Source organism: Streptomyces sp. NPDC001678, assembly GCF_042892945.1.
In the GTDB taxonomy this organism is placed as follows: Bacteria; Actinomycetota; Actinomycetes; order Streptomycetales; family Streptomycetaceae; genus Streptomyces.
In genome coordinates this window covers 444,501-469,383 of sequence record NZ_JBIAUP010000002.1, presented here as the reverse complement: position 1 = coordinate 469,383, position 24,883 = coordinate 444,501, and the positions used below count along the sequence as shown (strand labels likewise).

Annotated in this window: 24 protein-coding genes; 16 read left to right on the top strand and 8 right to left on the bottom strand. The window is 71.5% G+C overall.

Going from position 1 to position 24,883, the window contains the following annotated elements; translation table 11 throughout:
* The first annotated feature begins 193 nt into the window (after positions 1-193).
* The 5 genes from ACFYZR_RS05700 (at position 194) to ACFYZR_RS05680 (ending at position 4,459) form a co-directional block, all read left to right on the top strand.
* Positions 194-1,792 (top strand): acyl-CoA carboxylase subunit beta, encoded by a 1,599-nt coding sequence (locus tag ACFYZR_RS05700; protein WP_391905458.1) that lies wholly within the window; start codon positions 194-196, stop codon positions 1,790-1,792.
* Positions 1,793-1,834: 42 nt separating this feature from the next.
* Entirely contained in the window at positions 1,835-2,041 is a 207-nt protein-coding gene (locus ACFYZR_RS05695; protein WP_391905456.1) for an acyl-CoA carboxylase subunit epsilon, read from the top strand.
* Between the two features lie 71 nt (positions 2,042-2,112).
* On the top strand, positions 2,113-2,241 hold the full coding sequence (gene mmpB / locus ACFYZR_RS05690; protein ID WP_391905453.1) for a morphogenic membrane protein MmpB: 129 nt from the start codon (positions 2,113-2,115) through the stop codon (positions 2,239-2,241).
* 114 nt (positions 2,242-2,355) lie between these two features.
* A complete protein-coding gene (locus ACFYZR_RS05685; protein WP_391905450.1) occupies positions 2,356-3,807 on the top strand; it encodes a peptidoglycan D,D-transpeptidase FtsI family protein in 1,452 nt (483 codons plus the stop codon).
* Positions 3,808-3,847: 40 nt separating this feature from the next.
* Positions 3,848-4,459 carry a Maf family protein gene (locus tag ACFYZR_RS05680; protein WP_391905448.1) on the top strand — a complete coding sequence of 204 codons (612 nt, stop codon included), beginning with the start codon at positions 3,848-3,850 and terminating at the stop codon, positions 4,457-4,459.
* Positions 4,460-4,545: 86 nt separating this feature from the next.
* On the opposite strand, the gene ACFYZR_RS05675 is transcribed toward ACFYZR_RS05680, so the two are convergent.
* Complete coding sequence (locus tag ACFYZR_RS05675) at positions 4,546-5,085, bottom strand: hypothetical protein (RefSeq protein ID WP_391905446.1); 540 nt, start codon at positions 5,083-5,085, stop codon at positions 4,546-4,548.
* A gap of 195 nt (positions 5,086-5,280) precedes the next feature.
* Here ACFYZR_RS05675 and ACFYZR_RS05670 point away from each other — a divergent pair, with 195 nt between their 5' ends.
* The 3 genes from ACFYZR_RS05670 (at position 5,281) to ACFYZR_RS05660 (ending at position 8,860) form a co-directional block, all read left to right on the top strand.
* Positions 5,281-6,039, top strand: a complete 759-nt coding sequence (locus ACFYZR_RS05670) for an IclR family transcriptional regulator (RefSeq protein WP_391905443.1) — start codon at positions 5,281-5,283, stop codon at positions 6,037-6,039.
* A 294-nt stretch (positions 6,040-6,333) separates the two neighbouring features.
* Positions 6,334-8,085 (top strand): acetyl/propionyl/methylcrotonyl-CoA carboxylase subunit alpha, encoded by a 1,752-nt coding sequence (locus ACFYZR_RS05665; protein WP_391905440.1) that lies wholly within the window; start codon positions 6,334-6,336, stop codon positions 8,083-8,085.
* Between the two features lie 187 nt (positions 8,086-8,272).
* A complete protein-coding gene (locus ACFYZR_RS05660; protein ID WP_391905437.1) occupies positions 8,273-8,860 on the top strand; it encodes a TetR/AcrR family transcriptional regulator in 588 nt (195 codons plus the stop codon).
* A 64-nt stretch (positions 8,861-8,924) separates the two neighbouring features.
* On the opposite strand, the gene ACFYZR_RS05655 is transcribed toward ACFYZR_RS05660, so the two are convergent.
* Together ACFYZR_RS05655 and ACFYZR_RS05650 are read right to left on the bottom strand one after the other, a co-directional pair.
* Positions 8,925-9,968: a DeoR/GlpR family DNA-binding transcription regulator gene (locus ACFYZR_RS05655; RefSeq protein WP_391905435.1), complete on the bottom strand. Its 1,044-nt coding sequence runs from the start codon at positions 9,966-9,968 to the stop codon at positions 8,925-8,927.
* 110 nt (positions 9,969-10,078) lie between these two features.
* Positions 10,079-11,527: an NAD(P)H-quinone dehydrogenase gene (locus ACFYZR_RS05650; RefSeq protein ID WP_391905432.1), complete on the bottom strand. Its 1,449-nt coding sequence runs from the start codon at positions 11,525-11,527 to the stop codon at positions 10,079-10,081.
* Between the two features lie 187 nt (positions 11,528-11,714).
* Here ACFYZR_RS05650 and ACFYZR_RS05645 point away from each other — a divergent pair, with 187 nt between their 5' ends.
* From ACFYZR_RS05645 to ACFYZR_RS05635, 3 genes are all read left to right on the top strand, one after another.
* The gene (locus tag ACFYZR_RS05645) at positions 11,715-12,152 is read left to right on the top strand and encodes a gamma-glutamylcyclotransferase (RefSeq protein WP_126915713.1); all 438 of its coding nucleotides are present in this window, start codon (positions 11,715-11,717) and stop codon (positions 12,150-12,152) included.
* Between the two features lie 121 nt (positions 12,153-12,273).
* Positions 12,274-13,095 carry a purine-nucleoside phosphorylase gene (locus ACFYZR_RS05640; protein ID WP_229357868.1) on the top strand — a complete coding sequence of 274 codons (822 nt, stop codon included), beginning with the start codon at positions 12,274-12,276 and terminating at the stop codon, positions 13,093-13,095.
* Positions 13,096-13,456: 361 nt separating this feature from the next.
* Positions 13,457-15,142, top strand: a complete 1,686-nt coding sequence (locus ACFYZR_RS05635) for a phospho-sugar mutase (RefSeq protein WP_391905427.1) — start codon at positions 13,457-13,459, stop codon at positions 15,140-15,142.
* A gap of 190 nt (positions 15,143-15,332) precedes the next feature.
* Here ACFYZR_RS05635 and ACFYZR_RS05630 read toward each other — a convergent pair whose 3' ends face one another.
* The 3 genes from ACFYZR_RS05630 to ACFYZR_RS05620 all read right to left on the bottom strand — a co-directional run bounded on the left by ACFYZR_RS05630 (position 15,333) and on the right by ACFYZR_RS05620 (position 18,048).
* A complete protein-coding gene (locus tag ACFYZR_RS05630) occupies positions 15,333-15,962 on the bottom strand; it encodes a PH domain-containing protein (RefSeq protein ID WP_391905425.1) in 630 nt (209 codons plus the stop codon).
* 28 nt (positions 15,963-15,990) lie between these two features.
* Complete coding sequence (locus ACFYZR_RS05625) at positions 15,991-16,650, bottom strand: class F sortase (RefSeq protein ID WP_391905422.1); 660 nt, start codon at positions 16,648-16,650, stop codon at positions 15,991-15,993.
* An 87-nt stretch (positions 16,651-16,737) separates the two neighbouring features.
* Positions 16,738-18,048 carry a hypothetical protein gene (locus tag ACFYZR_RS05620; RefSeq protein ID WP_391905419.1) on the bottom strand — a complete coding sequence of 437 codons (1,311 nt, stop codon included), beginning with the start codon at positions 18,046-18,048 and terminating at the stop codon, positions 16,738-16,740.
* Positions 18,049-18,325: 277 nt separating this feature from the next.
* On the opposite strand from ACFYZR_RS05620, the gene deoC reads away from it, so the two are divergent.
* The 3 genes from deoC to ACFYZR_RS05605 are packed head-to-tail and all read left to right on the top strand — an operon-like array spanning position 18,326 to position 21,664.
* Positions 18,326-19,327 (top strand): deoxyribose-phosphate aldolase, encoded by a 1,002-nt coding sequence (gene deoC / locus ACFYZR_RS05615; protein WP_391906038.1) that lies wholly within the window; start codon positions 18,326-18,328, stop codon positions 19,325-19,327.
* Positions 19,328-19,329: 2 nt separating this feature from the next.
* Positions 19,330-20,760: an aldehyde dehydrogenase family protein gene (locus ACFYZR_RS05610; protein ID WP_391905417.1), complete on the top strand. Its 1,431-nt coding sequence runs from the start codon at positions 19,330-19,332 to the stop codon at positions 20,758-20,760.
* Entirely contained in the window at positions 20,753-21,664 is a 912-nt protein-coding gene (locus ACFYZR_RS05605) for an aldehyde dehydrogenase family protein (RefSeq protein ID WP_391905414.1), read from the top strand. Before ACFYZR_RS05610 ends, ACFYZR_RS05605 begins: the two co-directional genes overlap by 8 nt.
* A 53-nt stretch (positions 21,665-21,717) precedes the next feature.
* Here the strand turns inward: ACFYZR_RS05605 and ACFYZR_RS05600 are convergent, their stop codons facing one another.
* Positions 21,718-22,101: a hypothetical protein gene (locus ACFYZR_RS05600; RefSeq protein WP_391905411.1), complete on the bottom strand. Its 384-nt coding sequence runs from the start codon at positions 22,099-22,101 to the stop codon at positions 21,718-21,720.
* A gap of 152 nt (positions 22,102-22,253) precedes the next feature.
* Here ACFYZR_RS05600 and ACFYZR_RS05595 point away from each other — a divergent pair, with 152 nt between their 5' ends.
* Positions 22,254-22,910, top strand: a complete 657-nt coding sequence (locus tag ACFYZR_RS05595) for an ATP-binding protein (protein WP_391905408.1) — start codon at positions 22,254-22,256, stop codon at positions 22,908-22,910.
* Positions 22,911-23,130: 220 nt separating this feature from the next.
* On the opposite strand, the gene ACFYZR_RS05590 is transcribed toward ACFYZR_RS05595, so the two are convergent.
* Complete coding sequence (locus ACFYZR_RS05590) at positions 23,131-23,886, bottom strand: SigE family RNA polymerase sigma factor (RefSeq protein ID WP_391905405.1); 756 nt, start codon at positions 23,884-23,886, stop codon at positions 23,131-23,133.
* A gap of 219 nt (positions 23,887-24,105) precedes the next feature.
* Between ACFYZR_RS05590 and afsQ1 the strand changes: the two genes are divergently transcribed.
* Positions 24,106-24,783, top strand: coding sequence for a two-component system response regulator AfsQ1 (gene afsQ1, locus ACFYZR_RS05585; protein ID WP_189453544.1), 678 nt, complete (start codon positions 24,106-24,108; stop codon positions 24,781-24,783).
* The last annotated feature ends 100 nt before the right edge of the window (positions 24,784-24,883 follow it).

The window sequence follows — 24,883 nt, the reverse complement described above, 5'->3', positions numbered from 1 at the left end:
CGGCGAACCGGGCCGCACCGGGCGGCGTCCGGTGGCGCGGATGCGGCCGGGTGCGGCCGGAAGGTGTGGCCAAAGACGCACTGCCGCAGCGCATCCGCGCGGATACGCTACGAACCGGTAGCCGGGGCGGGCCCGTCGAGGGGTCGCCCCGTTCCCTCATCCCACCCCTCCGGACGAGCAGGAGCCGCATCCCGTGTCCGAGCCTGTAGCCGACGAATTGGACATCCATACGACCGCGGGGAAGCTCGCGGATCTCCAGCGCCGGATCGAGGAGGCGACGCACGCCGGCTCCGCGCGGGCGGTGGAGAAGCAGCACGCCAAGGGCAAGCTGACGGCGCGCGAGCGGGTCGATCTGCTGCTGGACGAGGGCTCGTTCGTGGAGCTCGACGAGTTCGCCCGGCACCGTTCGACGAACTTCGGCATGGACGCCACCCGCCCGTACGGGGACGGCGTGGTCACCGGCTACGGCACGGTGGACGGCCGTCCGGTGGCGGTCTTCTCGCAGGACTTCACGGTCTTCGGCGGCGCGCTCGGCGAGGTGTTCGGCCAGAAGATCATCAAGGTGATGGACTTCGCCCTGAAGGCGGGGTGCCCGGTCGTCGGCATCAACGACTCGGGCGGCGCCCGCATCCAGGAGGGTGTGGCGTCCCTGGGCATGTACGGCGAGATCTTCCGCCGCAACACCCACGCCTCCGGCGTCATCCCGCAGATCTCGCTGGTCGTCGGCCCGTGCGCGGGCGGCGCGGTGTACTCGCCCGCCATCACGGACTTCACGGTGATGGTGGATCAGACCTCGCACATGTTCATCACCGGCCCGGACGTCATCAAGACCGTCACCGGCGAGGACGTGGGCTTCGAGGAGCTGGGCGGCGCGCGGACGCACAACACCACCTCGGGCGTGGCCCACCACATGGCGGGCGACGAGAAGGACGCCATCGAGTACGTCAAGGCCCTGCTGTCGTACCTGCCGTCGAACAACCTCTCCGAGCCGCCGGCCTTCCCGGAGGAGGCCGACCCGGAGGTCTCGGACGCCGACCGCGAGCTGGACGTCCTGATCCCGGACTCGGCGAACCAGCCCTACGACATGCACACCGTGATCGAGCACGTGCTGGACGAGGGCGAGTTCCTGGAGACGCAGGCGCTGTTCGCGCCGAACATCATCACGGGCTTCGGCCGGGTCGAGGGCCGACCGGTGGGCGTCGTCGCCAACCAGCCGATGCAGTTCGCGGGCTGCCTGGACATCGACGCGAGCGAGAAGGCGGCGCGGTTCGTGCGCACTTGCGACGCGTTCAACGTCCCGGTGCTGACGTTCGTGGACGTGCCGGGCTTCCTGCCGGGCACGGACCAGGAGTACAGCGGCATCATCCGGCGCGGCGCCAAACTGATCTACGCGTACGCGGAGGCCACCGTCCCGCTGATCACCGTGATCACCCGCAAGGCGTTCGGCGGCGCTTACGACGTCATGGGCTCCAAGCACCTGGGCGCCGACCTCAATCTGACGTGGCCCACCGCGCAGATCGCGGTGATGGGCGCCCAGGGCGCGGTCAACATCCTCCACCGCCGTTCGCTGGCCGCGGCCGCGACGCCGGAGGCTCAGGAGGCGCTGCGCGCCGAGCTGCTCACGGAGTACGAGGACACGCTGCTCAACCCGTACGTGGCGGCCGAGCGCGGCTACGTCGACGCGGTGATCATGCCGTCGGAGACCCGCCGCCACATCGTGCGGGGGCTGCGCGCCCTGCGTGAGAAGCGCGAGGCGCTGCCGCCGAAGAAGCACGGGAACATCCCGCTGTAGCGAACCGTATCGAAAGGGACGCCGATTGAAAGGGACGCCGACGTGATCAAGGTCGTACGGGGCAACCCCACACCCGAGGAGCTGGCCGCCGCTCTGGCGGTGGTACAGGCGCGCGCGGCGGTGGGGGCCACCGTCGCGCCGTCCGCCCCGGCCCGCTCGGAGTGGTCCAATCCGGCCCGGCTGGCGGCGGGCCGGCGCGTCCCGCACCCGGGTCCCCGGGCCTGGCGCACCACCTACTGGCCGGCCTGACCCCCTCCCTCCGTGGCGCCTGAGTACGCGTACTCAGGCGCCACACGCCTTCCGGGCGGAGCATGGAGGCCATGCTCTGGTCCGACCCCTCCGACGAACCGCCCGAGGAACTGCGCGAGGCGCAGCTGATGCTCCGGCGGGCCGGGGTCGTGCTGGCGGTGGGGATGGTGGTGCTGTTCCTGGTCCTCGGGATGCGCTGACCTCGCGGCGGTCACGCCGTGTCGCTCGCGCCGTATCGGTCACGCTGCGTCACAGACGGTTCATAGGTTTGTCCGTTCTGGAACTACATTCACCCGATTCACGTCCTGACCCATATGAACAAGCCCGTCCGCCGCATAGCGGTATTCACCGGAATACTCGTGCTCGCCCTGCTGGTCAGGGCGACCTGGGTGCAGTTCGTCCGCGGCGACGAGCTGTCCAACCACGAGAAGAACCGGCGCGTCGCGATCGCGAGCTTCTCGCAGCCGCGCGGCAACATCATCGTCGGCGGCCGGCCGATCACCGGCTCCGTGGAGACCGGCGGCGACCTGAAGTACAAGCGGACCTTCACGGACGGGAAGATGTACGCCCCGATCACGGGCTTCTTCTCCCAGGGCTACGGCAGCAGCTACCTCGAGGGCGTGAACAACAAGCTGCTCAGCGGCACCGACGACCGGCTGTTCTTCCAGCGCACCGCCGACATGCTCTCCGGCAAGAAGGCGCGCGGCGGCGACGTCGTCACCACCATCGACCCCAAGGCGCAGAAGGCCGCCTACGAGGGCCTGGGCGACCGCAAGGGCGCCGTCGTCGCCCTCGACCCCCGGACGGGCAAGATCCTCGCGCTGGCCTCCACCCCCTCGTACGACCCGTCCGTCTTCGCCGGGAACACCAAGAAGGACAAGGCCGCCTGGGACGCGCTCCAGAAGGACCCGGACAAGCCGATGAACAACCGGGCGCTGCGCGAGACCTATCCGCCCGGCTCCACCTTCAAGATCGTGACGGCGACCGCGGCGCTGGAGAACGGCCTCTACTCGGACATCAACGGCGCCACGGACTCCCCCGATCCCTGGATCATGCCGGGCACGGTGACCAAGCTGCCCAACCAGAACCCCCTGGCGCCCTGCAAGAACGCCTCCCTCAACGTGGCCATGCAGAACTCCTGCAACACCGTCTACGGCAAGGCCAGCTCCGACCTGGGGAAGGACAAGATGCGCGCGGCGGCCGAGAAGTTCGGCTTCAACCAGGAGCCCTTCACCCCGGTCCGGGCGAGCGCCAGCACCTTCCCCAAGGACATCAACAAGTCCCAGACCGCCATGGCCGGCATCGGCCAGGGCAGCCTGACAGCCACCCCGCTCCAGGTCGCGATGATGACCGCGGCGATCGCCAACGACGGCAAGCTGATGAAGCCCTACATGGTCGAGGAGCTGCGCGACCCGGACCTGAAGACGGTCGAGAAGCACAAGCCCGAGGTGATGTCCGAGGCCACCTCGCCCGAGATCGCCAAGAAGGTCCAGCAGATGATGGAGGACACCGCGACCAAGGGCACCGGCAAGGCCGCCCTCATCGACGGCGTCACCGTCGGCGGCAAGACCGGCACCGCGGAGCGGGGCAAGGGCCAGAAGAACCTGGCCTGGTTCATCTCGTACGCGAAGACGGCCGACGGCTCGCCCGTGGCGGTCGCCGTGATGATCGACCCGGACGACAGCGTCCCGGACGACGAGATCTCCGGCGGCAAGCTGGCCGGCCCGATCGCGAAGAAGGTCATGCAGGCGGTGCTGGACAAGTGACTGGACGAGTGAGGGGGAACGAACCACCTACGCTGAGCCCATGAGCATCCCCACCCCCTCCCGCCGCCTCGTCCTCGCCTCCCAGTCCCCCGCCCGGCTCGGGCTGCTGCGGCAGGCCGGCCTCGCACCCGAGGTGATCGTCAGCGGGGTGGACGAGGACGCCCTGGACGCCCCGACCCCGGGCGAGCTGGCCCTGGTGCTGGCCGAGGCCAAGGCGGCCGCGGTGGCCGAGCGGCCCGAGGCGTCCGGCACCCTCGTCGTCGGCTGCGACTCGGTCCTGGAGCTGGACGGCCAGGCCCTCGGCAAGCCCGCCGACGCCGAGGAGGCGACCGCGCGCTGGAAGTCCATGCGCGGCCGCGCCGGCGTCCTGCGCACCGGCCACTGCGTCGTCGACACCGCCACGGGCCGCCGCGCCTCGGCGACGGCCTCCACGACGGTCCGCTTCGGCGAGCCGTCCGACGCCGAGATCGCCGCCTATGTGGCCTCCGGCGAGCCGCTGCACGTCGCGGGCGCCTTCACCCTCGACGGCCGCTCGGCGCCGTTCGTCGAGGGCATCGACGGCGACCCCGGCAATGTCATCGGCCTGTCGCTCCCGCTGCTCCGCCGCCTGCTCGCGGAGCTGGGCGTGGGCATCACCGACCTCTGGACCTGACGGGCCCGAGCCCCGAAGGGGCGCGGGGAACGGCGCGACCAGCCACGGACGGCCCGCGGCCGACCGACCCCACGTCCAGCGAAGCGCTAGAGCGGCAGCGCGCTAGTCGCGGCGCCGACCTGCTTCAGCTGGCTGAGCTGGTCGAGCTTGCCGAGCCCCTTGACCACGCCGGGGTAGATGCTCTGGTCGTGATCCGGGGCCATGTCCTGCATGGCGGGAGCGGCCTGCGGCGCGGGCATGCCCTGAGGGGCCGGGGCGCCGTGGGCGGCCGGGGCCTTGGGGCCCTGCCCCTTCGGGCCCTGCGGCTTCGGGGCGGCCTGCCCCTTGACGGGCTGCCCCTTCTTCGGAGCCTGACCCTTGGCGGGAGCACCCTTGGCGGGAGCGCCCTTGCCCGGGGCCTTCTTGCCGGGAGCGCTCTTGGCCGGGCCCTGCTTCCCCGGGCCCGCCTTGGGGTCGCCCTTCACCGGGGCGTCCGGCGAGGGGGCCGTGACACCGACCGGTCCCGCGCTCGACGACGGGGGTGGCCCCACCGGCGTCGGCAGCGAGGGGTCGGCGGCGGCAGCGACGGAGGACATGGACAGTGCGGCGCCGGCCAGAACGGCAGCGGCAGCAATGCGCTTGATCATGACTTCATCAACGATGTCAGGGTATTTCGGTCACGATCCCCTGGGCCACCGGAGGCAATGCCCGCCGCAGTCAGCGCAGTTCACCACCCCCGCCTCCCCCGCCACGGGGAATTACCGCACCACTCCGACGTCTTACGACCTCACGCGACCTCTTACGACCGAATCCGCCACGATCACCGAAGGAGCCCGCCCGCCATGCCGCCGCAGTCCGTCGACCGCGCCCTGGACGTCCTGGACGCCGTCGCCGCCGCCACCGGCCCCGTGCCCGCCAAGGCGCTCGCCCGCCGGCTGGGCTGCGGCCTGTCCACGGTGTACGAGCTGCTGGGCGCCCTCACGGACCGTGGCCACCTCACCCGTACGCCCGCCGGCTACGTCCTCGGCTACCGGGTGCCCGCCCTCCACCGGGCCTTCCAGCAGCAGATGCGGATGGGGGAGGGGGTGCAGGAGCTGCTGACGAGGGCGCACCGGACGGCCGGGGTCGACACGTACTTCAGCACGTACCGTGACGGCGACATCGCCGTCCTCGCCGGGGCGACCGCGACTCACCCCACCGGCGGCTTCGGCACCGGCCAGGACGCCCACGGGTACGCCACCGCCCATGGCAAGGTCCTGCTGGCCGCCCTCCCCCGGGCGGCCCGGCTGCGCTATCTGGCGGCCTCCGGGATGCGGGCGATCACTCCGCACACCATCACCTCGGCGGAACGGTTGGACATCCAGTTGCGGCGGGTGCGCCACGAGGGAGTGGCCGTGGAGGTGGAGGAGTGCGTGCCGGGTGTGGCGTGTGTGGCGGTGCCGGTGCCGTCGCCCGAGGGCCTGGCGGCCGTGTCGGCGGCGCTCCCGCTGGACGACTTCCACCGGCGCGGCCGGGAGGTGACGGAGGCGCTCCGCGCGGTCGCGGCGGAGGCGGCGAAGTCGCGGGGCGTGTCGGACATCAGCCGCCTTACTGACGGGTAGATCTACCGTCAACGGTGCCTACGGCCCGGGACGGCACGCAAACTTTGTGTCACCCGTTCGTAGGGACTCCACAAAGATTCGGCGCCGCCACTCCCGGCCGCCATCCGAGAGCTTGGCCACACGGCCGCGCCGGCGGCGCTCCGGAAAACCCGGCGTACCGTGGATGATCTGGGGACTTGGGCTCACGCACGGCTCCCTTCTCACGCTCCGTGTGGGCAAGGTCACCCCGGAAGTCGGGTCGGCACAGAGTGTCGCCGGTACCTAAACTCACCTTGTTTCAAGGAGGGAGCCATCGTGCGCAAGGTGCTTATCGCCAATCGTGGCGAAATCGCTGTCCGTGTCGCTCGTGCGTGCCGGGACGCGGGGATCGCCAGTGTGGCGGTCTATGCCGATCCGGATCGTGACGCGTTGCATGTCCGGGCGGCCGACGAGGCGTACGCGCTGGGTGGTGACACCCCGGCCACCAGTTACCTGGACATGGCCAAGGTCCTGGCCGCCGCGGCGGAGTCCGGCGCGGACGCCATCCACCCCGGGTACGGGTTCCTCTCCGAGAACGCGGAGTTCGCCCAGGCCGTCCTGGACGCCGGCCTGACCTGGATCGGCCCGCCCCCGCAGGCCATCCGCGACCTGGGCGACAAGGTCGCCGCCCGTCACATCGCCCAGCGCGCCGGCGCCCCCCTCGTCGCCGGCACCCCCGACCCCGTCTCCGGCGCCGACGAGGTCGTCGCCTTCGCGGAGCAGCACGGTCTGCCGATCGCGATCAAGGCGGCGTTCGGTGGCGGCGGCCGCGGCCTGAAGGTCGCCCGCACCCTGGAAGAAGTCCCCGAGCTCTTCGAGTCCGCGGTGCGGGAAGCGGTCGCGGCGTTCGGCCGAGGGGAGTGCTTCGTCGAGCGCTACCTCGACAAGCCCCGCCACGTCGAGACCCAGTGCCTGGCCGACACCCACGGCAACGTCGTCGTCGTCTCCACCCGCGACTGCTCGCTCCAGCGCCGGCACCAGAAGCTCGTCGAGGAAGCCCCCGCCCCCTTCCTCTCCGACGAGCAGAACGCGCAGCTGTACGCGGCGTCGAAGGCGATCCTGAAGGAAGCCGGCTACGTCGGCGCCGGCACCGTCGAATTCCTCGTCGGCAACGACGGCACGATCTCCTTCCTCGAGGTCAACACCCGCCTCCAGGTCGAGCACCCCGTCACCGAAGAGGTCACCGGCATCGACCTGGTCCGGGAGATGTTCCGCATCGCCGACGGCGAGGCCCTCGGCTACGACGACCCCGCCGTGCGCGGCCACTCGTTCGAGTTCCGGATCAACGGCGAGGACCCGGGCCGCAACTTCCTGCCCGCCCCCGGAACCGTCACCACCTTCACCCCGCCCACCGGCCCCGGCGTCCGCCTCGACGCGGGCGTCGAGTCGGGCAGCGTCATCGGCCCCGCCTGGGACTCCCTCCTCGCCAAGCTGATCGTCACCGGCGCCACCCGCGAGCAGGCCCTCCAGCGCGCCGCCCGCGCCCTGGCGGAGTTCCAGGTCGAGGGCATGGCCACCGCCATCCCCTTCCACCGCGCGGTCGTCACCGACCCGGCCTTCACCAGCGACCCGTTCCACATCCACACCCGCTGGATCGAAACCGAATTCACCAACACCATCCCGCCCTTCTCCGGCACCGCCGCCGAGGAGGAAGAGGAAGCCGGCCGTGAGACCGTCGTCGTCGAGGTCGGCGGCAAGCGCCTCGAGGTCTCCCTGCCGTCCTCGCTCGGCATGACCCTGGCCCGTACCGCCGCCGCGGGCGGTGCCAAGCCCAAGCGCCGCGCCACCAAGAAGTCCGGCTCCGCCGCCTCCGGCGACAGCCTCGCCTCCCCGATGCAGGGCACCATCGTCAAGGTCGCCGTCGAGGAAGGCCAGCAGGTCAACGAGGGCGACCTCGTCGTGGTCCTGGAGGCCATGAAGATGGAACAGCCGATCAACGCCCACCGCTCCGGCACCATCAAGGGGATCACCGCCGAGGTCGGCGCGTCCGTCTCCTCCGGCGCCGTGATCTGCGAGATCAAGGACTGATCCCAGGACCGATCCGGGACGCTCCCCGCTTCGTAGCCGCCCACGGGCCCCGCCTTCCCGGCCGGGGCCCGTGGGCGTTCGTCGTCCGGGGCCCCCGGCGGCCTGGCATCCTTGACTGACGGGGGAAACCGGGGACTGACGGGGACTGTGGCACCGGCACGGCCATCGAATCGGGAGGACGGACGGAATGGCGACCGACGCGGCGCAGACGTCACCACGACCCATGCGCGCGGACGCACGGCGCAACTACGAGCGGCTGCTCACGGAGGCCCGTACGGCGTTCACCGAGCACGGCACGGACGCCTCGCTGGAGGACATCGCCCGCCGGGCCGAGGTGGGCATCGGCACGCTCTACCGGCACTTCCCCAATCGCACGGCGCTGATGAGCGCGGTCTTCCAGGGCGAGGTCGACGGCATCCTCGCCCGTTCGCGCGAGCTGCTGGCGGCCCCCGAGCCCTGCCGGGCGCTGGTCGCCTGGCTGCGGGCCATCGTGGCGCACGCCAGCACCTATCGCGGTCTCTCCCGGGCGCTGATGGCCGCGCAGACGGACGAGGGGTCCGCCATGTCGCGGTGCAGCCTGCCGCTGCGCGACGCGGGACGCGCGCTGCTCGCCCGCGCCCAGCAGACCGGCGCCATCAGCTCCGACGTGGACATCGTGGATCTGATGCAGCTGACGAACGCCATCGCACTGGCGGTCGAACAGTCCCCGGACGACCCGGAGTTGGCCGACCGCCTGCTCACGCTCACCCTGACCGGGCTAAAAGCCCGGCCGTAGCCTTCGCCGGGGAGAGCTCGCGAATCCCCGGAGTCCCACCTGCCACGGGCGCCATCGGACCTGCCTACCGTCGGCGGGGTGCCAGGTCCGCCACCCGGGCCGTGGCCTGCTCGCCCAGGGAGACCGCGCTGCGCAGCTGGGCGCCCGGCGGTCCGCCCTGGACCGGCCCGGGCGGCTGGCCGTGGCCCAGCGGCAGGCTTCTGCGCTGGCCGGGCAGCGGGGGTACGTCCCGGCGGCGCGGGGAGGCCGTGGGGAGCGCGTCCCCGTGGACGACGCCCGCGGCGGGGCCGCTGCCCGCGCCCGGACCGGCCACCGAGATGTGGACGCCCTGGTCGGCCAGGGCCTGGAGCTCGGTGGCGGCCCGCTCGTCATGAGGGGGCGGCTCATCGGTGACCAGTCTGGTGATCACATCGGTGGGCACGGTCTGGAACATGGTGTCCGTGCCCAGTTTGGTGTGGTCGGCGAGGACGACGACCTCCGCCGCCGCCTGTACCAGCGCCCGGTCCACGCTCGCGGAGAGCATGTTGGACGTGGACAGCCCGCGCTCGGCCGTCAGGCCGCTCCCGGACAGGAAGGCCCTGCTCACCCGGAGGCCCTGGAGGGACTGCTCGGCGCCGCTGCCGACCAGGGCGTAGTTGGAACCTCTCAGGGTGCCGCCGGTCATGACGACCTCGACCCGGTTGGCGTGGGCCAGGGCCTGGGCGACGAGCAGGGAATTGGTGACCACGGTCAGACCCGGTACGCGGGCGAGCCGGCGGGCCAGCTCCTGGGTGGTCGTACCGGCGCCGACGACGACGGCTTCGCCTTCCTCGACGAAGCTCGCCGCGAGATCGGCGATGGCCGTCTTCTCGGCGGTCGCTAGATGGGATTTCTGCGGGAAGCCGGACTCCCTGGTGAAACCGCCCGGCAGCACCGCACCGCCGTGCCGGCGGTCGAGCAGTCCTTCGGCCTCCAGCGCCCGCACGTCCCGCCGTACGGTCACTTCTGAGGTCTGGACGACGCGGGCGAGCTCACGGAGCGAAACCGCCCCGTTGGCCCGCACCATTTCGAGGATCAATTGACGACGTTCTGCAGCGAACACGAAACCGACAGTAACGCCAACGTCCATCTGTTTTCAGCAGGTTGCAGCAATTAACGGAAGTTGTCCGTAGTGCGACCCAAGAGGTGGTATAGGGAACCGGAACAAACGGCTCCCCCGCCACTCCCCCTTGGCCTTCCTTACGCTTCGCGCTGCGTCTTCCTCGTGTGCAACTGCCGTGCCACCTCGGCGACCGAGCCCGAGAGGGACGGGTAGACGGTGAACGCGTTGGCGATCTGCTCGACCGTCAGATTGTTGTCGACGGCGATCGAGATCGGATGAATGAGCTCACTGGCCCGCGGCGATACGACCACACCACCGACGACGATGCCCGTGCCGGGCCGGCAGAACATCTTCACGAAACCGTCGCGAATGCCCTGCATCTTCGCCCGCGGATTGCGCAGCAGCGGAAGCTTGACGACCCGGGCGTCGATGAGACCGTTGTCGACATCGGCCTGGGTGTACCCGACCGTCGCAATCTCCGGATCCGTAAATACGTTCGCGGATACCGTCTTCAGATTGAGCGGCGCCACCGCGTCACCCAGGAAGTGGTACATCGCGATACGGCCCTGCATCGCCGCCACCGACGCCAGCGCGAACACTCCGGTGCAGTCACCGGCCGCGTAGACGCCCGGCGCGGACGTCCGCGAGACCTTGTCCGTCCAGATGTGCCCGGACTCCTGGAGCCGGACCCCGGCCTCCTCCAGCCCGATCCCCGCCGTATTGGGGATCGAGCCCACGGCCATCAGGCAGTGGGTACCGGTGATCACACGGCCGTCGGCCAGCGTGACCTCGACCCGGTCCCCCACCCGTTTGGCGGACTGGGCGCGCGAGCGTGCCATGACGTTCATGCCGCGGCGCCGGAAGACGTCCTCCAGCACGGCGGCCGCGTCCGGGTCCTCGCCCGGCAGCACCCGGTCGCGCGAGGAGACCAGCGTCACCTTGGAGCCCAGCGCCTGGTAGGCGCCGGCGAACTCGGCACCGGTCACACCGGAGCCGACCACGATCAGCTCCTCGGGGAGCTCGTCGAGGTCGTAGACCTGCGTCCAGTTCAGGATGCGCTCGCCGTCGGGCAGCGCGTCCGGGATCTCCCGGGGGTGGGCGCCGGTGGCGACCAGCACGGCGTCGGCGACCAGCGTCTCCTCGGTGCCGTCGGCGGCCGTCACGACCACCCGGCGCGACCCGTCCGGCGCCTGCTGCGGCTCCAGCCGCCCGCGCCCGCGCATCACACGGCCACCCGCCCGGGTCACCGAGGCGGTGATGTCATGCGACTGGGCCAGCGCGAGACGCTTCACACGCCGGTTGACCTTGCCCAGGTCCACGCCCATCACCCGCGCCGCCTGCTCCAGCGGTGGGGTGTCGTCGGCGACGATGATCCCCAGCTCCTCGTAGGAGGAGTCGAAGTTGGTCATCACTTCCGCTGTAGCGATAAGAGTCTTCGAGGGAACGCAGTCGGTCAGCACCGACGCCCCACCCAGACCGTCGCAGTCGACGACGGTCACCTCCGCGCCGAGCTGGGCAGCGACAAGCGCTGCCTCGTAGCCGCCGGGTCCGCCACCGATGATCACGATCCGAGTCACGTACTCCATTGTCCCGCACCCATCAAAGCGACTCCTTCCGGGGCCTCCTTAGCGCGATCCCTCCGTGATTCCTCCGTGATTCCTCCGCGAATCCTCTCCGAATCCCGAGCGAAACCCGCCAGAACGTTCGCGCGATCTCCCCTTCGAGACTGCCACCCCAAATGCCGTTCCGCCTCACTCCCGTACCCTCGGAACCATGTCGCTCTACGCCGCGTACGCCGGCAACCTCGACGCGCGGCTGATGTCCCGCCGCGCCCCCCACTCACCGCTGCGCGGCACCGGCTGGCTCAACGGCTGGCGGCTGACCTTCGGCGGGGAGCAGATGGGCTGGGAGGGCGCGCTCGCAACGATCGTGGAAGCCCCCCGCTCCCAGGTCTTCGTCGCCCTCTACGACATCGCTCCGATGGACGAGGACTCGATGGACCGTTGGGAGGGTGTCGGTCTGGATGTCTACCGCCGGATGCGGGTCCGGGTGCACACTCTCGACGGAGAGGAGCCGGCCTGGGTCTACGTCCTCAACGGCTACGAGGGAGGACTCCCCTCCGCCCGCTACCTCGGCGAGATCGCCGACGCGGCGGAATCCGCGGGCGCGCCCCACGACTACGTCATGGAACTGCGCAAGCGGCCCTGCTGAGCCCACCGGGTATGTGCGGAAAGTGACGATCCCATCTCGTCGCAACGCACAAAGCAACAATCGGAACACCGTAACCAGCGACATCTACGCGCGTAGGCCAGGAGCGGCTACCCTCGTCCGCGTGAACGCTTCTGTAACCCCCGACATCCAGGCCGACCCGTACGCCGCGGCCGACGCCGCCGCCGCCCGTCTCCGCGAGCTCACGGGCGCCGAGACCCACGACGTCGCCCTGGTCATGGGCTCCGGCTGGGTCCCCGCCACCGACGCCCTCGGCACCCCCGAGGCCGAGTTCCCGGTGACCGAGCTCCCCGGCTTCTCCGCCGCAGCCGTCGCGGGCCACGCGGGCACGGTCCGCTCCTACAAGGTCAACGACAAGCGCGCGCTCGTCTTCCTCGGCCGTACGCACTACTACGAGGGCCGCGGTGTCGCCGCCGTCGTCCACGGCGTCCGCACGTCCGTGGCCGCCGGCTGCAAGACCGTCGTCCTCACCAACGGCTGCGGCGGCCTCCGCGACGGCATGCGCCCCGGCCAGCCGGTGCTGATCAGCGACCACATCAACATGACGGCGACCTCGCCGATCGTCGGCGCCAACTTCGTCGACCTCACCGACCTGTACTCCCCCCGTCTGCGCGCCCTGTGCAAGGAGGTGGACGCCACCCTGGAGGAGGGCGTCTACGTCCAGCTCCCCGGCCCGCACTACGAGACCCCCGCCGAGATCAAGATGGTCCGCACCCTCGGTGGCGACCTCGTCGGCATGTCCACCACCCTCGAGGCCATCGCGGCCCGCGAGGCGGGCGCGGAGGTCCTGGGCATCTCCCTGGTGACCAACCTCGCCGCCGGCATGACCGGTGAGCCCCTCAACCACGAAGAGGTCCTCGAGGCCGGTCGCGACGCGGCGGCCCGCATGGGCTCGCTCCTCGCCCAGGTCCTGCCCAAGCTCTGACCTTGGACCCCACCCCGTGCCGGGGGCGCCTCTTCGCGCCTCCGGCGCGGGTTTTTCCGCGCCTCCGGCGCGGCTCCACCCCACCCGCCCGCCCGATTGCCCGGCAATCGCCCGACGCCCACGTCGGCCGGGACGGGTGGGAGGCAGCCCCGCCGGGCCGCAGACGCCGTACGGCGGGAGGGGCCGGGGCGGGACGGGCCCCGGCAGGGGCGTAAAGCGTTATTTGCGGCGGCCTGCCGGGTTCGCTGTTCCGTTGGCCCGAGGCCGTAAATAATGCAGCCCCAGAGGGGTCCGTCCCACCCCGGCCCCGGCCCACCCAGCACCGCAAGCGCACCCCCCGAACCCCTCCGGAGGAGAACCCGTGGAGCGAGACCTCATCGCACAGGCCCGGACCTGGCTCGCCGAGGACCCCGACCCCGAGACCCGCGACGAGCTCGCCAAGCTCATCGACGCCGGCGACGTCGCCGAGCTGAGCACCCGCTTCGCCGGCACCCTGCAGTTCGGCACCGCCGGCCTCCGCGGTGAGCTCGGCGCCGGCCCCATGCGCATGAACCGCACCGTCGTCATCCGCGCCGCCGCCGGCCTCGCCGCGTACCTGAAGAAGCAGGGCCAGGCCGGTGGCACCGTCGTCATCGGCTACGACGCCCGCCACAAGTCCGCCGACTTCGCGCTGGACACCGCCGCCGTCATGGTCGGCGCGGGCCTCAAGGCCGCGCTGCTGCCGCGGCCCCTGCCCACGCCCGTCCTCGCCTTCGCCATCCGCCACCTCGGCGCGGTCGCCGGCGTGGAGGTCACGGCCAGCCACAACCCGCCGCGCGACAACGGCTACAAGGTCTACCTGGGCGACGGCTCCCAGATCGTGCCGCCCGCCGACGCCGGCATCGCCGCCGAGATCGCCGCGATCGCCAGCCTGAACGACGTCCCGCGCCCGTCCGAGGGCTGGGAGCTCCTCAGCGAGGAGGACGTCGTCGGCGCCTATCTGGCGCGCACCGACGCCGTCCTCACCGACGGCTCCGCCCGTGACGTCCGCGTCGTCTACACGCCCATGCACGGCGTGGGCCGCTCCGTGCTGACCGCCGCGTTCGAGCGCGCCGGCTTCCCGGAGCCGGTCGTCGTCGCCGAGCAGGCCGAGCCGGACCCGGACTTCCCGACGGTGGCCTTCCCCAACCCGGAGGAGCCGGGCGCGATGGACCTCGCCTTCGCGACGGCCCGCGCGGCCGCGGAGGCGGGCGGCGCGCCCGACATCATCATCGCCAACGACCCCGACGCGGACCGCTGCGCCGTGGCCGTGCCGGACCCCGACAACGTCGAGGGCTGGCGGATGCTGCGCGGCGACGAGGTGGGAGCGCTGCTGGCCGAGCACCTGGTGCACAAGAATGCCCGCGGCGCGTTCGCGACGACGATCGTCTCGTCCTCCCTGCTGTCCCGCATCGCGGCGGGCGCGCCGGGCGCGTCGTACGAGGAGACGCTCACCGGCTTCAAGTGGCTCGCCCGCGTGGACGGCCTGCGCTACGCCTACGAGGAGGCGCTGGGCTACTGCGTCGACCCGGAGGGCGTGCGCGACAAGGACGGCATCACGGCGGCGCTGCTCGTGGCCGAGCTGGCGGCCGAGCTGAAGCAGTCGGACCGGACGCTGAGCGACCTCCTGGACGACCTGGCGGTCGAGCACGGGCTGCACGCCACGGACCAGCTGTCGGTGCGGGTGGAGGACCTGTCGCTGATCGCGTCGGCGATGCGGAAGCTGCGGGAGGCGCCGCCGGTGATCCTGGCGGGGCTGCACGTGGTCTCCGCGGAGGACCTGTCCAAGGGCACGGAGTCGCTGCCGCCGACGGACGGCCTGCGGTACGCCCTGGCGGGCGACGAGGCGGGGACGGTGTCGGGGGCGCGGGTCATCGTGCGGCCGAGCGGTACGGAGCCGAAGCTGAAGTGCTACCTGGAGGTCGTGGTGCCGGTGGCGTCGGCGGCGGCGCTGGCCGACGCGCGACGGCACGCGGACGAGGTCCTGGCGGGCATCAAGACGGACCTGTCGCGGGCGGCGGGCATCTGACGTCCGGGGGCTGACGGCGGGTGGGTGGGTCGGGGGCGGGGCGGGGTGGACGGGCCCTCACGCCCGTTTGTGGGCAGGCGTTCCGCAGGGCGGAACGGGTGGGCACAAACCGGACCACCGGGCCGCGCCCACCCCACCCCGCGCCGCCAGGCGCGGGCACCCCCCACCGGGGGCACCCGGAAACGCGGCCTCAGCCGACCGCCGCCAGCGCGGCAAAAAGCAGCAACCCCACCACCGAAGGCGCAATCAACTCGTACGCCCACCGCACCGTGGGCGACCCCTGCGCCCCCGCGCGGGAAGCGCCCCGCTCAGCAAGCTCCCGCAGATCCTCGATCGCCTGATCGGACGGGGCCCGCAGCGGCCCGGAGGGATGGGCGGCGGTCACGGAGACACGCCCCGTCACGTCCTGCGCCGCATCCCGCGCCTGCCGCCGCGCCGCCCGCTTGCGCTGCTTCAGCGACACGGGGATCGCCCAGAGCTGGTACTTCTTCCCGTCCGCGAAGACCTCACTGGAGTAACCCGCCCGGACGCCCTCGACCGAGGCCCACGGCAGGGTGATCGTACGGAAGGGGTTCCGCACCAGCAGCCGGTCCTCCCCCGCCCACACCGCGGGCCGCAGCGTGAACGCGACGATCATCGGCACCGCGAAGAGCAGCCCCGCCAGCGCGAGCCATGGCGCGTTGCCCGTGCCGCGCAGCATCGCGTCGCCGCCCAGCCACGCGGACAGGGCGAGCAGCAGTACGCCGCCGCCGATGCCGGCGGAGGAGCGGAAGCACCGCTCGGCGTATTCCTGGCCGGAGGCGTCAGGGGATCTCGTCATGGCGCCGATTCTGCACGACGGGGCGCGGCTACGGACGACCGGTGGCGGACGTGTGCGACGGCGTGCTCGACGTGAGGTCGGCGTAGACGACGATGTTGTCGGGCCGGTGGCCGTCGCGGAGGTCGCCGCCGCAGGTGATGAGGCGGAGCTCCGGGCGGTCGGTGTTGCCGTAGACCCGCTGGGTGGGGAAGTTCTTCTTGTCGACCTGTTGCAGTTCGCGAACGGTGAAGGTCGCGGTGGAGCCGTCGGCGCGGGTGACGGTGACGCGGTCGCCGACGCGGACCTTGGCGATGTCCTTGAGGACGGCCGGGCCCTCGGCGGTGTCGTAGTGGCCGATGAGGACGGCGGGGCCGGTCTCACCGGGCGTGACGCCCTTGTCGTACCAGCCGACGCGGTCGGCCTGCTCGACGGAGGGGACCTCGACGGTGCCGTCGTCGGCGAGCCCGAGTTCGAGGACGGGTCCGGTGTCGACCGAGGCCGCCGGGATGCTGACGCGCACGGGCTTGGAGGCGGGCAGCGCGGGAGCGGCGGAGGGGCGCGGTGCCGAGGCCGCCGACACATGGGCGCCGGCCTTGGCCGTGTGCGGGCCGGTGCCGCAGGCGAGCAGTCCGCCGCCGAGGGCGACGGCGAGCAGCGCGGCCGCCGCGACCCGGCGGGCGCGGGCGAGGTCGCCGGAGGGCGAGGTCATGCGGAAGCTCCTGGACGGACGCTACGGCGCGAGGGCGGGCCGCCGGTGAGGTGGCGGCCCGCCCTCGCGAGCGGGTGGGGTCGTGGCTCAGACGGCGGAGCCGGCGACACGGCGGCGCAGCACGGCGAAGGCGACGCCGGCGGCGCTGACGGAGGCGAGGGCGCCACCGGCCGCGAGGAGCATGGTGTCGTTGCCGTCGCGCACACCCTCGGCACCGGCGGCCACGCCGCCCTGCGGGATCGCCTTGGTCTGGGTCAGCTGGGCGGAGGCGTTGACGGCCTTGGCCTGGGTGGCGTTGGCGGCGGAGCCGGTGGACGCGCCGCTCTTGCCGGCCGGCTGACCCTTGGGGAGGGCGAAGGTCTTGGTGCCGCCGTCACCCTTCACCTCGAGCACGGGGGCGGCGCCGTCGGCGTCGACCAGGCGCAGCTGAAGGCCCCCGATCGTCGCGGACGTGTTGTCGCGGTCGAGCTTGCCGACGACCTTGACCATGAAGTTGTCGCCGGACTTCCACTGCTCGCCGACGTGGCGGATCCACGCCTCGGGACCGCCGGCCTCGGGGTCGTTGCGGAGCACGGCGACCATGCCGTTGCCGATGTAGATGACGTTGCCCGCGTAGCGGACGGGGGTGACGGGGCCCTGGCCGGCGCCGCCCTTGTCGCTGACGTTGAGGACCTCGCCGGTCAGAGCGGTGAGGGTGAGCGTCATGCCGTGGTACTCGAACGTCACGTTCCGGCCGTCGGCCTTGACCGACTTGACGACCTCGCCGCCCGAGACGATGTCCACGCGGTGGGTCTCCGGGCCCGACTCGTAGACCTTCGCCAGGCTGCCGTCCGCGAGGGTCACCTTGCGGTGCAGCCACCAGCTGCCGAAGACCTTCTGGCCGCCGAGGACCTCGCCGGTCAGAGCGGTGAGCGTGAGCTCCATGCCGTTGTACTCGAAGGTCTTGTCCCGGCCGTCGACCTTGACGGACTTGACGACCTCGCCGCCCGAGACGATGTCCACGCGGTGGGTCTCCGGGCCCGACTGGTAGACCTTCGCCACGCTGCCGTCGGAGAGGGTGAGGGTGCGGCGCAGCCACCAGCTGCCGACGACCTTCTCCTCGCTCTTGCCGGTCTCGGCCTTCGCGCCCGTCTCGGTCTTGGCCTTGGTGCCCGTCTCGGCCTTGGTGCCGGCGTCCTTCTTGGTGGCGGTGGCGGTGCCCGTGGCGGTCTCGGTCTTCTTCTCCGCAGCCGGCTCGGCCGTCTTGGCGGTGGGAGCCGTGGGGGCGGCGGGAGCCGCAGGAGCCGTCGGCTCCGCCGCGAACGCGGCGGTGGTCGGGGCCAGTACGGCACCCGCGAGGGCGGCAGTGGTGATCGCGGCACGCAGGGCGGAGCGGCGGCGCGGGGACAGAGCAGACATGCAGGGCTCCTAGTGGAGTCAGAGGTAGGGGATTCGCATGCCGCTTTCCTCGGTTCGGTTGAGGCCGGAGAGGGCGGGCGGTGTTGCTGAGAAGAATCTATGGATCTTGTGTGATCACGCCTTCGCGTAATTGTCACCAAACATCAACAGCAACCGGAGGATGACCCATCGCTTGCCGATGAATATGGATGAGTCAGGACATGTCCCCCACCGCGGAAGAAGGGCCTCCGGAGGGGGTGACACGCGCTACGCGCGTAGATATGCTCATCCGGTGACCATGACCCCCTCCCCGAGGTTCTCCTCATCCGGCAACGAGGCCGCTGAGCGACTCGCTTCGATGGCGGACGTCACCGCCTCCGACGCCTCGCTGCGCCGCTTCCTGCACGGCCTCCCGGGCGTCGACCCGGTCGGGCTGGAGGCCCGCGCCGCGGCGCTGGGCACCCGATCGATCAAGACGACGGCGAAGGCGTACGCCATCGACCTGGCGATCTCCATGATCGACCTGACGACCCTGGAGGGCGCGGACACCCCGGGCAAGGTCCGGGCGCTGTGCGCCAAGGCCCTCAACCCGGACCCGACGGACCGCGGCACGCCGCGCACCGCCGCGATCTGCGTCTACCCCGACATGGTGGCGACCGCCGCCGAGGCCCTCGCGGGCTCGGAGGTCAAGGTCGCCTCCGTCGCGACGGCCTTCCCGGCCGGCCGCGCCGCCCTCCCCGTCAAGCTGGCCGACACGGTCGACGCCGTCGCCGCGGGCGCGGACGAGATCGACATGGTCATCGACCGCGGTGCCTTCCTCTCCGGGCGCTATCTGTCCGTCTTCGAGGAGATCAAGGCCGTCAAGGACGCCTGTGTCCGCCCCGACGGCACCGCCGCCCGGCTGAAGGTCATCTTCGAGACCGGTGAGCTGTCGACGTACGACAACATCCGCCGCGCCTCCTGGCTGGGCATGCTCGCGGGCGCCGACTTCATCAAGACGTCCACCGGCAAGGTGGCCGTGAACGCCACCCCGGCGAACACCCTCCTGATGCTGGAGGCCGTGCGCGACTTCCGCGCCGCGACCGGGGTACAGGTCGGAGTGAAGCCGGCCGGCGGCATCCGGACGACCAAGGACGCGCTGAAGTTCCTGGTGCTGGTCAACGAGACCGTGGGCGAGGAGTGGCTGACCAACGAGTGGTTCCGCTTCGGCGCCTCCAGCCTGCTCAACGACCTGCTGATGCAGCGCCAGAAGCTCAGCACCGGGCGCTACTCCGGTCCCGACTATGTGACGGTGGACTGACCATGGCTTTTGAATACGCTCCGGCGCCCGAGTCGCGCTCGGTCGTCGACATCGCCCCGTCGTACGGGCTGTTCATCGACGGCGAGTTCCGCGACGCGTCCGACGGGAAGGTCTTCAAGACCGTCTCCCCGTCGACGGAGGAAGTGCTGTCCGAGGTCGCGCAGGCCTCGGCCGAGGACGTCGACGCGGCGGTGAAGGCCGCCCGCAAGGCGTTCGAGAAGTGGTCCGCGCTGCCGGGCTCCGAGCGCGCGAAGTACCTCTTCCGCATCGCCCGGATCATCCAGGAGCGCTCGCGCGAGCTGGCCGTCCTGGAGACCCTGGACAACGGCAAGCCGATCAAGGAGACGCGCGACGCGGACCTGCCGCTGGTCGCCGCGCACTTCTTCTACTACGCGGGCTGGGCCGACAAGCTGGGCCACGCCGGTTTCGGGCCGGACCCGAAGCCGCTGGGCGTCGCCGGCCAGGTCATCCCGTGGAACTTCCCGCTGCTGATGCTGGCGTGGAAGATCGCCCCGGCGCTGGCCGCGGGCAACACCGTCGTGCTGAAGCCGGCCGAGACCACGCCGCTGTCGGCGCTGTTCTTCGCCGACATCTGCCGTCAGGCCGGGCTGCCCAAGGGTGTCGTCAACATCCTGACGGGTGACGGCACCACCGGTGCCGCGCTCGTCGCCCACGACGGGATCGACAAGGTCGCCTTCACCGGCTCCACCGCCGTCGGCAAGGCGATCGCCCGGACCGTCGCCGGTACGGACAAGAAGCTCACCCTGGAGCTGGGCGGCAAGGGCGCCAACATCGTCTTCGACGACGCGCCCATCGACCAGGCGGTCGAGGGGATCATCAACGGGATCTTCTTCAACCAGGGCCAGGTCTGCTGCGCCGGTTCGCGCCTGCTGGTGCAGGAGTCGATCCAGGACGAGCTGCTGGACGCCCTGAAGCGCCGGATGAGCACCCTGCGGGTCGGCGACCCGCTCGACAAGAACACCGACGTCGGCGCGATCAACTCCGCCGAGCAGCTGGCCCGCATCCGCGCGCTGGCCGACAGCGGCGAGGCCGAGGGCGCCGAGCGCTGGGCCCCGGCCTGCGAGCTGCCGGCGAACGGCTACTGGTTCGCCCCGACGCTGTTCACGGGCGTCTCCCAGGCGCACCGCATCGCCCGCGAGGAGATCTTCGGCCCGGTGCTGTCCGTGCTGAGCTTCCGCACCCCCGCCGAGGCCGTGGCCAAGGCCAACAACTCGGAGTACGGCCTGTCGGCCGGCATCTGGACCGAGAAGGGTTCGCGGATGCTCGCCGTCGCGAGCAAGCTGCGCGCCGGTGTCATCTGGGCCAACACGTTCAACAAGTTCGATCCCACGTCGCCCTTCGGTGGGTACAAGGAGTCCGGTTTCGGGCGCGAGGGCGGTCGTCACGGTCTGGAGGCCTACCTCGATGTCTAAAGAGTCAATCAGCGGCTCCGCCGCGGGCCGTCTCAGTGTCTTCAAGACCTACAAGCTGTTCGTCGGGGGCAAGTTCCCCCGGTCCGAGAGCGGGCGGGTGTACGAGGTGACCGACTCCAAGGGCAAGTGGCTCGCCAACGCGCCGCTGTCGTCCCGCAAGGACGGCCGTGACGCCGTCGTCGCGGCCCGCAAGGCCTTCGGTACCTGGTCGGGCGCGACCGCCTACAACCGGGGCCAGGTCCTCTACCGCGTCGCCGAGATGCTGGAGGGCCGCCGGGACCAGTTCGTCGCCGAGGTGGCCGACGCCGAGGGGCTCTCGAAGTCCAAGGCCGCCGCCCAGGTGGACGCCGCGATCGACCGCTGGGTCTGGTACGCGGGCTGGACCGACAAGATCGCCCAGATCGCCGGGGGCACCAACCCGGTGGCGGGGCCGTTCTTCAACGTCTCCTCCCCCGAGCCGACCGGTGTCGTGGCCGTCGTGGCGCCGCAGGAGTCGTCGCTGCTGGGCCTGGTCTCCGTGATCGCCCCGGTGATCGCCGGCGGTAGCACGGTGGTCGTCGTCGCGTCCGAGAAGGCGCCGCTGCCCGCGCTGTCGCTGGGCGAGGTGCTGGCCACCTCCGACGTGCCCGGTGGCGTGGTCAACATCCTGTCCGGCAAGGCCGCGGAGATCTTCCCCGCCCTCGCCGCCCACCAGGACGTCAACGCCCTCGACCTCGCGGGTGCCGACGCCGAGCTGGCGAAGGCCCTGGAGATCGCCGCGGCCGACAACCTCAAGCGCGTCGTCCGTCCACAGGCTGTGGACTGGTCCGCCGACCCGGGCACCAAGCGCCTGATGGCGTTCCAGGAGACGAAGACCGTCTGGCACCCGACGGGTTCGCTGGGCGCGGGCGGCTCGTCCTACTGATGGCATGACGACGGCGGCGGATTCCCTCCCGGGAATCCGCCGCCGTCGTCGTGTCAGGAGGCCGCCGGTGCGGCCGCGTTGCCCGGCAGCACGTTCAGGGCCTGGCCCACCAGGGGCAGGTCGCCGACCTGGCCCGTGTTGGTGACCGGGGAGGTCACCGCGTCGGTGCCGACCGGCTTGAAGTCCGCGACCTGGGTGCGGGCGCCGTTGTTCAGCGGGTCCACCGGAGTGGCCGCGAGCGGGTGGTACTTGAAGGACTTCAGCACCGGTGAGAGGCCCTCGACAGACTTCTCCAGGGCGATACCGGTGCCCACGAACGCCGCCCCGACGTCCGTGCGGCCCAGCTGGGCGCGCGGCGCCTGCGGTTCGGCGTGGGCCGTGGCCGTACCGCCCGCGGCGAGCGCCGCGCCCGCGGATACGGTCAGCCCGACGCGCATCAGCGTGCGCCGGCGCGGAGGAGGGGGGAACGCGTGACGTGCGTGACGTGCGTGGGAGGCCATGACCACCTGCCGTGAGAAAGTAAGGAACGACAACGCAACGTAGTGGATCGACTACTTTGCGCGCACGCCGCGACCCAGGGGGATCCCCCATGCGGCCCAATGCCTCACACTGGTGTCCCGTGACCTCCCACTCGCCCGCCGCGCGCGTCATCCTGCTCACCGGCCCCTCCGGCTCCGGAAAGTCGTCCCTCGCCGCCCGTACCGGGCTGCCGGTGCTCAACCTCGACGACTTCTACAAGGAGGGCGACGACCCGACGCTGCCGCTCCTCCCCGACGGCGGCGGCACGGACTGGGACTCCCCGCTGTCGTGGGACGCGGAGGCCGCCGTGGCCGCGATCGACGCGCTGTGCCGCACGTCCCGGACGAACGTGCCGGTGTACGACATCTCCACCAGCTCGCGGACCGGTGAGAGCCACCTGGACATCGGGCGGACACCGCTGTTCATCGCCGAGGGGATCTTCGCCGCCGACGTCATCGGCGCCTGCCGGGACCTCGGGCACCTCGCGGACGCCCTGTGTCTGCGCGGCCGGCCCTCCGCCACGTTCCGCCAGCGGCTGCTGCGCGACGTCCGGGAGGCCCGCAAGCCCGTGCCGTACCTGGTCCGGCGCGGCCTGCGGCTGATGCGCGCCGAGCGCGGCATCGTGGCCCGCCAGACGGCGCTGGGCGCCTTCGCCTGCGACCGGGACACCGCCATGGGCCGGATCGCCGCGGCGGCCGCCGGCCATCGCGAGGCCGTCCGCGTCTGACGCACGGGCACGGGAGCTCACGGAGGAAACGATCCCGCACGGGCGGCGGGCGCGGAAACGGGGCGGAAGGCGGAAACGGCGAGAGCGGGCCCGGCGATCCCCCCGATCGCCGGCCCGCTCTCTTCCCCCCGTTTTCCCCCGTTGGCCCTGCTGTTCCCCCCGTTGTCCCCCGTTACGGCCCGGGTCCGTCACGCCCCCGGTCCGTCACGACCCGGGTCCGTTACGCCACGAGCTCCCCGAAGGACTCGCGGACGCCCCGCTCGGAGCCGATCGTCTCGTCATCGCGCAGCCGCCGCAGCGACCGCCAGATGCTGCTCTTGACCGTGCCGACGCTGATGTCCAGGATCTCCGCGATCTCCGGGTCCGTACGGCCCTCGTAGTAGCGCAGGACGAGCATGGTGCGCTGGAGCTCGGGCAGCCGGGCGAGGGCCTGCCAGAGCACGGCGCGCAGCTCGGTGCCGCGCATCGCGTCGGTCTCGGCGGCCGTCTCCGGCAGCTCCTCCGTCGGGTACTCGTTGAGCTTCCGGCGTCGCCAGGCGCTGATGTGGAGATTGGTCATGGTGCGGCGCAGATAGCCGCCGACCGCCGCCTTGTCGGAGATCCGGTCCCAGGCGCGGTAAGTGGAGAACAGCGCGCTCTGGAGCAGGTCCTCCGCCTCGTGGCGGTCACCGGTCAGGTGGTACGCGGTCGCGTACAGGGAGGCCCGGCGCTCCTGGACGTAGGCGGTGAACTCCGCCTCCGTCCGCGACACACCGGTGTCGCTCCCCCCGTCGGCCGTGGCGGCGCCCCCCGCGCCCACCGTGGCCTCCCCGTACGCGATCGCGTCGATGGCCACCATGTACGGCGGCCTTGCGTTACGTCCGGTGCCGCGAGCGCACCCCCGCCCGCCCACGGCACCGGACTTCTCGGTGCCCCGCCCGGCGTCGTGCAAGCGCGTGCGAACTGCGCTGGTCGCAGTGGCGTGCAGTGCGTTCATCTCGCGCCCCCCGTCGGTGGAGCCAGTTGGGTCCGGCAGTGTTTCCCGGACCTCTGTCCTGCCCGGTGCATCACAGCCTGCCGGGCCAGTTTCATGGCGTTGTCCGCCGACTGTCACAGCCCTGCAACAGGCCTCGCCGCGCCCGTTGCGGGACCGGCGGGGGTCGCTGCGACGTCCTTCTGTCGAACTACCGGCCACTCTTAGGCCAGAATGACCACTGTGCCTTTCCTGTTGCTGATCGAGGACGACGACGCCATCCGCACGGCTCTGGAGTTCTCCTTGTCCCGCCAGGGTCACCGTGTGGTGACCGCCGCGTCGGGCGAGGAGGGCCTGAAGATGCTGCGGGAGCAGCGTCCGGACCTGATCGTGCTGGACGTGATGCTGCCCGGCATCGACGGCTTCGAGGTGTGCCGCCGCATCCGGCGGACCGACCAGTTGCCGATCATCCTGCTGACCGCGCGCAACGACGACATCGACGTGGTGGTCGGGCTGGAGTCCGGCGCCGACGACTATGTGGTCAAGCCGGTGCAGGGCCGGGTGCTGGACGCCCGGATCAGGGCGGTGCTGCGCCGTGGCGAGCGGGAGTCCAGCGACTCGGCGTCGTTCGGTTCCCTGGTCATCGACCGGTCGGCGATGACGGTCACCAAGAACGGCCAGGACCTGCAGCTGACCCCGACCGAGCTGCGGCTGCTGCTGGAGCTCAGCCGCCGGCCGGGCCAGGCGCTCTCCCGGCAGCAGCTGCTGCGGCTGGTGTGGGAGCACGACTACTTGGGCGACTCCCGGCTGGTGGACGCCTGTGTCCAGCGGCTGCGCGCCAAGGTCGAGGACGTGCCGTCCTCCCCGACGCTGATCCGTACGGTCCGCGGGGTGGGGTACCGGCTGGACGCCCCGCAGTGATCCCTCCGGGGGGCGGTAGTGACGAACACGAGGACTGAGAGCGGACAGTGACAGAAGAGCCCGGTCGGGTGCGGGGCTGGGCGGCGGCCAGGAATGTGAT